Origin of the sequence: uncultured Tepidimonas sp. (assembly GCF_938045175.1) — a bacterium.
Classification (GTDB): domain Bacteria; phylum Pseudomonadota; class Gammaproteobacteria; order Burkholderiales; family Burkholderiaceae_C; genus Tepidimonas.
Map to the genome: position 1 here is coordinate 1 of NZ_CALIND010000041.1, position 6,680 is coordinate 6,680.

At 67.7% G+C, this 6,680-nt stretch carries 5 protein-coding genes; 1 reads left to right on the forward strand and 4 read right to left on the reverse strand.

What is annotated here, in order from left to right:
• Window positions 1-162 precede the first annotated feature (162 nt).
• Genes Q0716_RS02150 through pgi form a run of 4 tightly spaced genes read right to left on the reverse strand, consistent with a single transcriptional unit; the run spans window position 163 to window position 4,238 of the window.
• Window positions 163-1,368 (reverse strand): CoA transferase, encoded by a 1,206-nt coding sequence (locus Q0716_RS02150; RefSeq protein WP_299019151.1) that lies wholly within the window; start codon window positions 1,366-1,368, stop codon window positions 163-165.
• Between the two features lie 4 nt (window positions 1,369-1,372).
• Window positions 1,373-1,882: a low molecular weight protein-tyrosine-phosphatase gene (locus tag Q0716_RS02155; RefSeq protein WP_299019153.1), complete on the reverse strand. Its 510-nt coding sequence runs from the start codon at window positions 1,880-1,882 to the stop codon at window positions 1,373-1,375.
• A gap of 45 nt (window positions 1,883-1,927) precedes the next feature.
• Window positions 1,928-2,551, reverse strand: a complete 624-nt coding sequence (locus Q0716_RS02160; protein ID WP_299019157.1) for a MarC family protein — start codon at window positions 2,549-2,551, stop codon at window positions 1,928-1,930.
• A 46-nt stretch (window positions 2,552-2,597) separates the two neighbouring features.
• Window positions 2,598-4,238, reverse strand: coding sequence for a glucose-6-phosphate isomerase (pgi, locus tag Q0716_RS02165; RefSeq protein ID WP_366139708.1), 1,641 nt, complete (start codon window positions 4,236-4,238; stop codon window positions 2,598-2,600).
• Window positions 4,239-4,409: 171 nt separating this feature from the next.
• Here pgi and Q0716_RS02170 point away from each other — a divergent pair.
• On the forward strand, window positions 4,410-6,680 hold a 2,271-nt coding region (locus Q0716_RS02170), incomplete at its 3' end, for an indolepyruvate ferredoxin oxidoreductase family protein (RefSeq protein WP_299019162.1).

Consider the following 6,680-nt stretch of genomic DNA (forward strand, 5'->3'; position numbering starts at 1 on the left):
GCTGACCATTGCCTACTTCGACAAACTTGGCGTTCCCCGTCTCTCATGACCTCAACTTCTCGAACCGCCCGGTGCGGACCCGCATGCCGGGTGGTGTGGGAGGGGCCCGGTCAGGTATCCTGACCGCCCCTATCCCGATTGGCCTGGGCCTAATGCAACGGTTCAGCCGCCCCGGCAGGGCCAGCCAGCGGCGTGGCGCACGTCATCGTCATGCTCACCCAGCCGCGGTGCCCCGTGGCGTAACGACCCTGGGGTGGCGCTCAGCTTGGGCACGACGCCCGGCACTTTGAGCGGGCGGCCCTCGCGGTCGGTGGTTTGCACGATCATGGCGCGCGCGTGGTATTGCGGGTCGTGCGCGATGTCGGCCACGCTGTAGATTTTGCCGACGGGGACGTCGGTGGCGTCAAGGGTCTGGATCACCTCATCCACGCTGCGCTGCTGGGTCCAGGCTTCGATGGCCGCGTCGAGCTCGTGTGCGCGGTGGGCGCGGCCGTCGTTGTGGGCCAGCTCGGGGTCTTGCGCCAAGTCGTCGCGGCCGATCGCGGTCATCAAGCGCCGAAAGATGCCATCACCGTTGCCACCGATCAGCACATAGGTCTCCCGGCCGTCGGGGCCCGAGCGACAGCGGTAGGCATTGGACGGAGCGATGCCTGGCAACGCGCTGCCCGCGCGCTCGCGCACGACACCAAAAGCGTCGTATTCGGGTAGCAAGCTCTCCATCAGGTTGAACACGCTCTCGTACAGGGCGACGTCGACCATCTGCCCCGTGCCGCCGCGCGCATCGCGGTGGTAGAGCGCCATCAGCACGCCAATGACGCCGTGCAGGGCGGCGATCGAGTCGCCGATAGAAACGCCGCAGCGCACGGGGGTACGTCCGGGCTCGCCGGTCAGGTAGCGCAGCCCGCCCATGGCCTCACCCAGGATGCCAAAGCCGGGTTTGTGTGCGTAGGGCCCCGTCTGTCCATAGCCGGATAGCCGCAGCATCACCAGCCGCGGGTTGAGGGCGTGCAGCTCGTCCCAGCCCAGGCCCCAGTCTTCGAGGGTGCCGGGCTTGAAGTTTTCGATCAACACGTCGGCTTCGGCAGCCAGCCGCCGCACCAGCGCCTGTCCCTCAGGCGTGCGCAGATCGGCACACACAGAGCGCTTGTTGCGCGATTGCACCTCCCACCACACCGATGTGCCGTCGCGCAACAGGCGCCATTTGCGCAGTGGGTCGCCCGAGGGCGGCTCGATTTTGATGACGTCGGCACCGAAGTCGGCAAGCGTTTTGGCCGCAAACGGCCCCGCGATCAACTGGCCGAGTTCGAGCACACGGATGCCAGCCAGGGGGCCGGCAGCGGGCAAGGCGTCGCGTTCAGGGGTTTGCATGGGGTCAGTGACGAGTCGGCTGGCGCGCGGCGAGCACGCGTTCGATGTGGTCGATGAGTCCGTCGCAGGCGTCCTCGATCAGGTCGAGCACGTGCTCGAAACCGTCGGTGCCCCCGTAGTAGGGGTCGGGCACGACCGGACTGTCATGGCGGCGGCAGAACTCTGTGAGGCGTCGCAGCTTGCGCCGATGCGCGGGCGGACACATGGCCTCGGCCAGCGCCAGGTTGTCCCAGTCCATGGCCAGCAGCAGGTGGGCGCGCTCGAAATCGGCAGGCGCCAGTTGCCGCGCACGCAGATCCGACAGGTCGTACCCGCGCCGTTGGGCGTGGTACTGGCTGCGCGGATCCGGGGGCTCGCCCACATGGTAGGCGTGGGTGCCTGCCGAATCGACCGCCACGCGTTGGTGCAGGCCACGGGCCAGCAGCCGCTCGCGCAAGACGCCGTGGGCGGTGGGGCTGCGGCAGATGTTGCCCATGCAAAAAAACAGCACCCGGTACTCGAAGACATCGTCCATGGGACGCATTGTGCCGCGATCGCTGCGCTGGCACCTCCGCCCGCACTATCCCCCCGCCAGTGCCGGAAATAGCCGCACCAGGCCACTGGCCATCACCTCCACCGCCAATGCCGCAAGAATCAGGCCCATCAAGCGGGTCATGACATTGATGCCTGTCTTCCCGAGTACACGTGAGATCGGCTCGGCCAGGGTAAAGCACAGCGCGGTCGCCGCGGCGATGACGACACCGTAGCCGACCAAAGCCGCGTGTTGCCAGAAGGTCTTGGCCTGGTCGGCGTAGATGACGACGGTAGACATGGTGGCCGGGCCGGTGAGCAGCGGAATGGTCAACGGTACGACGGCGATCGAGGCGCGGCTGGCGGCGTCGTCGACCTCGTCGCGCGTGGCTTTGGCCTCGGCGGGCTGCGCATTGAGCATCGACAGCGCCGACATCAACAGCAGCATGCCGCCGCCGACCTGGAAGCTGGCCAGCGAGATGCCAAAGAACTCCAGGATCTGCAAGCCCGCGAGGGCGCACACGGCGATGACCGCGAAGGCCGTCAGCGCCGAGATGGCCACCGTGCGCCGCCGCTGGCGAGGCGAGAAGCCCAGCGTGTAGTGGATGAAGAAGGGCACGATGGCCAAGGGGTTGACGATGGCCAGCAGGGTGATGAGGGGCTTGAGGTCCATGGGCAATGCGCGCGTCAGACGCACTGTAGCACCCCGAGTGGCGTCCTCAGTGCCTATGTGCGTTGCCGCCGGGTTGCTGTTGAGCCAGCGTCTTGCCCAGTTCGACCCCCCATTGGTCGAACGGGTGAATACCCCACAGAACCGCCTGATAAAACACTTTGTGTTCGTGGGCAGCGATCAGGGCGCCCAGGTGGTACGGATCGAGCCGAGGCAACCAGATCAGGTTGCTCGGCACGTTGCCGCGGTAGGTGCGGTGCGGGGTCATCCGGGCGACGCTGACCTCGTCCAGACCCTCGGCGCGCAGGGCGGCGGCCGTGGCGGCTTCGTCCCGGCCTTCGGCCAGCGCCTGCGCTTGCGCCAGCAGGTTGTTGCGCACCACGCGCGCATGGGCCGATCCCAGCGGCAGCGGTTCACCGAGATCCTGCACGCCGATGAAGTCCACCGCGATGCGGTGGGTGCCTTGATGCAGCAGCTGAAAATAGGCGTGTTGGCCGTCGTTGCCCAGTCCACCCCAGACGATGGGGCAGGTGTCCACCGCGACGGCACTGCCGTCGACGTGGACCGACTTGCCGTTCGACTCCATCTCCAGCTGCTGCTGAAAGGGCACCCATCCGTCCAGCCGCGCGCTGTAGACGGCGACCGCCAAGGTCGGGCAGCGCAGAAAATTGCGGTTCCACACGCCCAACAGCGCCAGCGCAAGGGGCAGGTTGCGCGCGGGCGGCGCATGACGGACGTGTTCATCCACGGCATGGCCGCCGGCGAGCAGCTGCTCGAACCCGGTGCGGCCAATTGCGATGGCTAGCGGCAGCCCGATGGCGCTCCACAGCGAGTAGCGCCCTCCAACCCAATCCCAAAAGCGGTGGATTTGCGCAGCTGGCACGCCCCAGGCCTGCGCGCGCTCGGGGTGCGCGGTGACGGCGATCCAGTGGGGCTGCTGCGCCGCCTCGGCAATGCCGGCGTTGGCCAGCCAGCGGCGCGCGCTCGCCGCCAGCGTCAGGGTCTCTTGGGTGGTGAAGGTCTTGCTCTGAACGATGAAGAGCGTTTGCCGTGGATCGAGCGGCTGCAGCACGTCGTGCAGCGCGTGGGCGTCGACGTTGGAGACGAAATGCACGCGCACGGGCCCCGGGCGTTCAGGGGCGAGCGCCCGCACGGCCATGCGTGGGCCCAGATCAGAGCCACCGATGCCGAGGTTGACGACGTGTCGCACGGGCTGACCGTCGCTGCCCCGCCACTGGCCGTCGCGGATGCGTTCGGCGGTGTCGAGAAAGCGGGCGAGCTCTGCGCGCACCTCGAACTGGATGGTCTGACCCCACGGGGGATCGGCCAAGGGGCCGCCGCGCAATGCCACGTGCAGGGCGGCGCGCCCTTCGGTGGGGTTGACGGGCTCGCCTCGCCACATCGCCTCGATATGTGCCTGTACGTCACTTTCCTGCGCCAGCGCCAGCAGCGTGTGCCAGATGGGCAGTGTGATGGCCTGGCGGGTGGCGTCCAATGTCAGGCCGGCGGCGTGGAATTGCAGCGCGGCCGTGCGTTCGGGGTCGGCGGCTGCCAACAGGGTACGCAGGTGGGGCCGCGGTTGGTCGGCCAAGGCTTGCAGGCTTTGCCACGCGCGGCGCCGCTGGGGGGGGACGAAAACCGGAGTGTGTGACATACGCGGCCGCACTGTAGCACTGGCGCTTGACGCCATCGGGAAACCCCTTGGGTGCACGCACGCCGCCTTGGTTCTACACTGCAGCCTGTCGTCCCGGGCGCAGCGGTGCGCGCGGCAGAGATCCTGCTCGCGCTCTCGCGGGCGCTGGCAGGCCCGCCGCCCGGTTTTCGTGGCTTACCGGCCACTGCGATGAGAGGAGATCCTGCCATGACCGCACCGTTGCCCGAGCACGTCCGGCGCGCGCTCGAAAGCGTTTCGTTGGACGATAAATACACCCTGGAGCGGGGCCGCGCCTTCATGAGCGGCATCCATGCGCTGGTGCGCCTGCCTATGTTGCAACACCAGCGCGACCGGCTGCAAGGCAAGCACACCGCCGGCTTTATCAGCGGCTACCGCGGCTCTCCGTTGGGGGGCTACGACCAAGCGCTGTGGAAAGCGCGCCAGCACCTGCAAACGCACCACGTGGTGTTTCAGCCCGGGGTCAATGAGGAGCTGGCGGCCACCGCCGTCTGGGGCACGCAGCAGTTGGGCTTTGCGCCGCCGGGCAGCGCCAAGTACGACGGCGTGTTTGGCCTGTGGTACGGTAAGGGGCCGGGTGTGGACCGGTGCGCCGATGTCTTCAAGCACGCCAACATGGCGGGCACGACGCCCTGGGGGGGCGTGATCGCCGTGGCGGGCGACGACCACGTGGCCAAGAGCTCGACGGCCGCGCACCAGAGCGACCATATTTTCAAGGCCTGTGGGCTGCCGGTGTTCTTTCCGGCCAGCGTGCAGGAGATCCTAGACCTGGGCCTGCACGCCTGGGCCATGAGCCGCTATGCCGGCGTGTGGGTAGGGATGAAGACGATCCAGGAGATCGTCGAGTCCAGTGCCACGGTCGAGATCGACCCCGAGCGCGTGCGCATCGCCCTGCCCGACGACTTCGAGCTGCCCGCCGGGGGGGTGCACATCCGCTGGCCGGACATGCCGCTGGAGCAGGAAGAGCGGCTGATGGACTACAAGTGGTACGCCGCGCTGGCCTATGTGCGTGCCAACCGGCTCAACCACAACGTCATCGAAGGCCCGAACGACCGCTACGGCATCATCGCCAGCGGCAAGGCCTACAACGACTTGCGTCAAGCCCTGCATGACTTGGGGCTGGACGACGATACCTGCCGCCAGCTCGGCATTCGCGTGCACAAGGTGGCGGTGGTGTGGCCGCTGGAGGCGCAGATCACGCGCGCGTTCGCCCAAGGCTTGCGCGAGATCCTGGTGGTAGAAGAAAAACGCCAGGTCATCGAATACCAGCTCAAGGAAGAGCTCTACAACTGGCGTCCCGACGTGCGCCCTGACGTGCTGGGTAAGTTCGACGAGATCGAGGGCGACCACTCGGGGGGCGAATGGTCCATGCCCAACCCCAGTGCCAACCAGTTGCTGCGCGCCAACGCCGACTTGACGCCTGCCATCATCGCGCGCGCGCTGGTCAAGCGGCTGCGTCGGCGCGGTCTGCTGCCGGAAGGCAGCGATATCGCTGCCCGGGTGCAGGCGCAGTTGGCCATCATCGAGGCGCGTGAGCGCTCGCTGCAGACGTTGCAGGCGCAGCTGCGCGACGTGCAGCGCGTGCCCTGGTTTTGCTCGGGCTGCCCGCACAACACCTCGACGCGGGTGCCCGAGGGCTCGCGCGCGATGGCGGGCATTGGCTGCCATTACATGGCGATCTGGATGGACCGCCACACGGTTGCGTTCACGCAGATGGGGGGCGAGGGCGTGCCGTGGGTGGGGCAGCAGCCGTTCACGAACGAAAAGCACATCTTCGCCAACCTGGGCGACGGCACCTACTTTCACAGCGGGCTGTTGGCTATCCGGCAGGCGATTGCCGCCGGGGTCAACATCACGTACAAGATCCTGTACAACGACGCGGTGGCCATGACCGGCGGCCAGCCCGTGGGCGAGCGGCCCGAGGGGCACTCGGTGCTGCAGATCGTGCACAGCCTGCGCAGCGAGGGGGTGCGCAAGCTCTTCATCGTGACGGATGAGCCCGCCAAGTACGCGGGCGCGCACCACACCACGCTCGGCGGCGTGACGCTGACGCTGCCGCCCGACGTGCCGGTGCTGCACCGCGACGAGCTTGATCGCGTGCAACGCGAATGCCGCGACACCGAGGGCGTGACCGCGATCATCTATGACCAGACCTGCGCCACCGAGAAACGCCGCCGCCGCAAGCGCGGCCTGATGGCCGACCCCGACCAGCGTGCCGTGATCAACGAGCGCGTCTGCGAGGGCTGTGGCGATTGCGGCGTGCAAAGCAACTGCTTGAGCGTGGAGCCGCTGGAGACCGAGTTCGGCCGCAAGCGCACCATCAACCAGAGCACGTGCAACAAGGACTTTTCCTGCGTCAAGGGCTTTTGCCCCAGCTTCGTCACCGTACGAGGCGGCAAGCTGCGCAAGCCCGGGCGCGATGCGGGCGTGCCGGATCCGACGGCCCTGCCGCCGCTGCCC

Bases quoted from the DNA above. Each gene is read 5' to 3' on its own strand.
- Q0716_RS02150 (WP_299019151.1), bottom strand. From the start codon at position 1,368: ATGCAAACCCCTGAACGCGACGCCTTGCCCGCTGCCGGCCCCCTGGCT.
- Q0716_RS02155 (WP_299019153.1), bottom strand. From the start codon at position 1,882: ATGGACGATGTCTTCGAGTACCGGGTGCTGTTTTTTTGCATGGGCAAC.
- Q0716_RS02160 (WP_299019157.1), bottom strand. From the start codon at position 2,551: ATGGACCTCAAGCCCCTCATCACCCTGCTGGCCATCGTCAACCCCTTG.
- pgi (WP_366139708.1), bottom strand. From the start codon at position 4,238: ATGGCGTCAAGCGCCAGTGCTACAGTGCGGCCGCGTATGTCACACACT.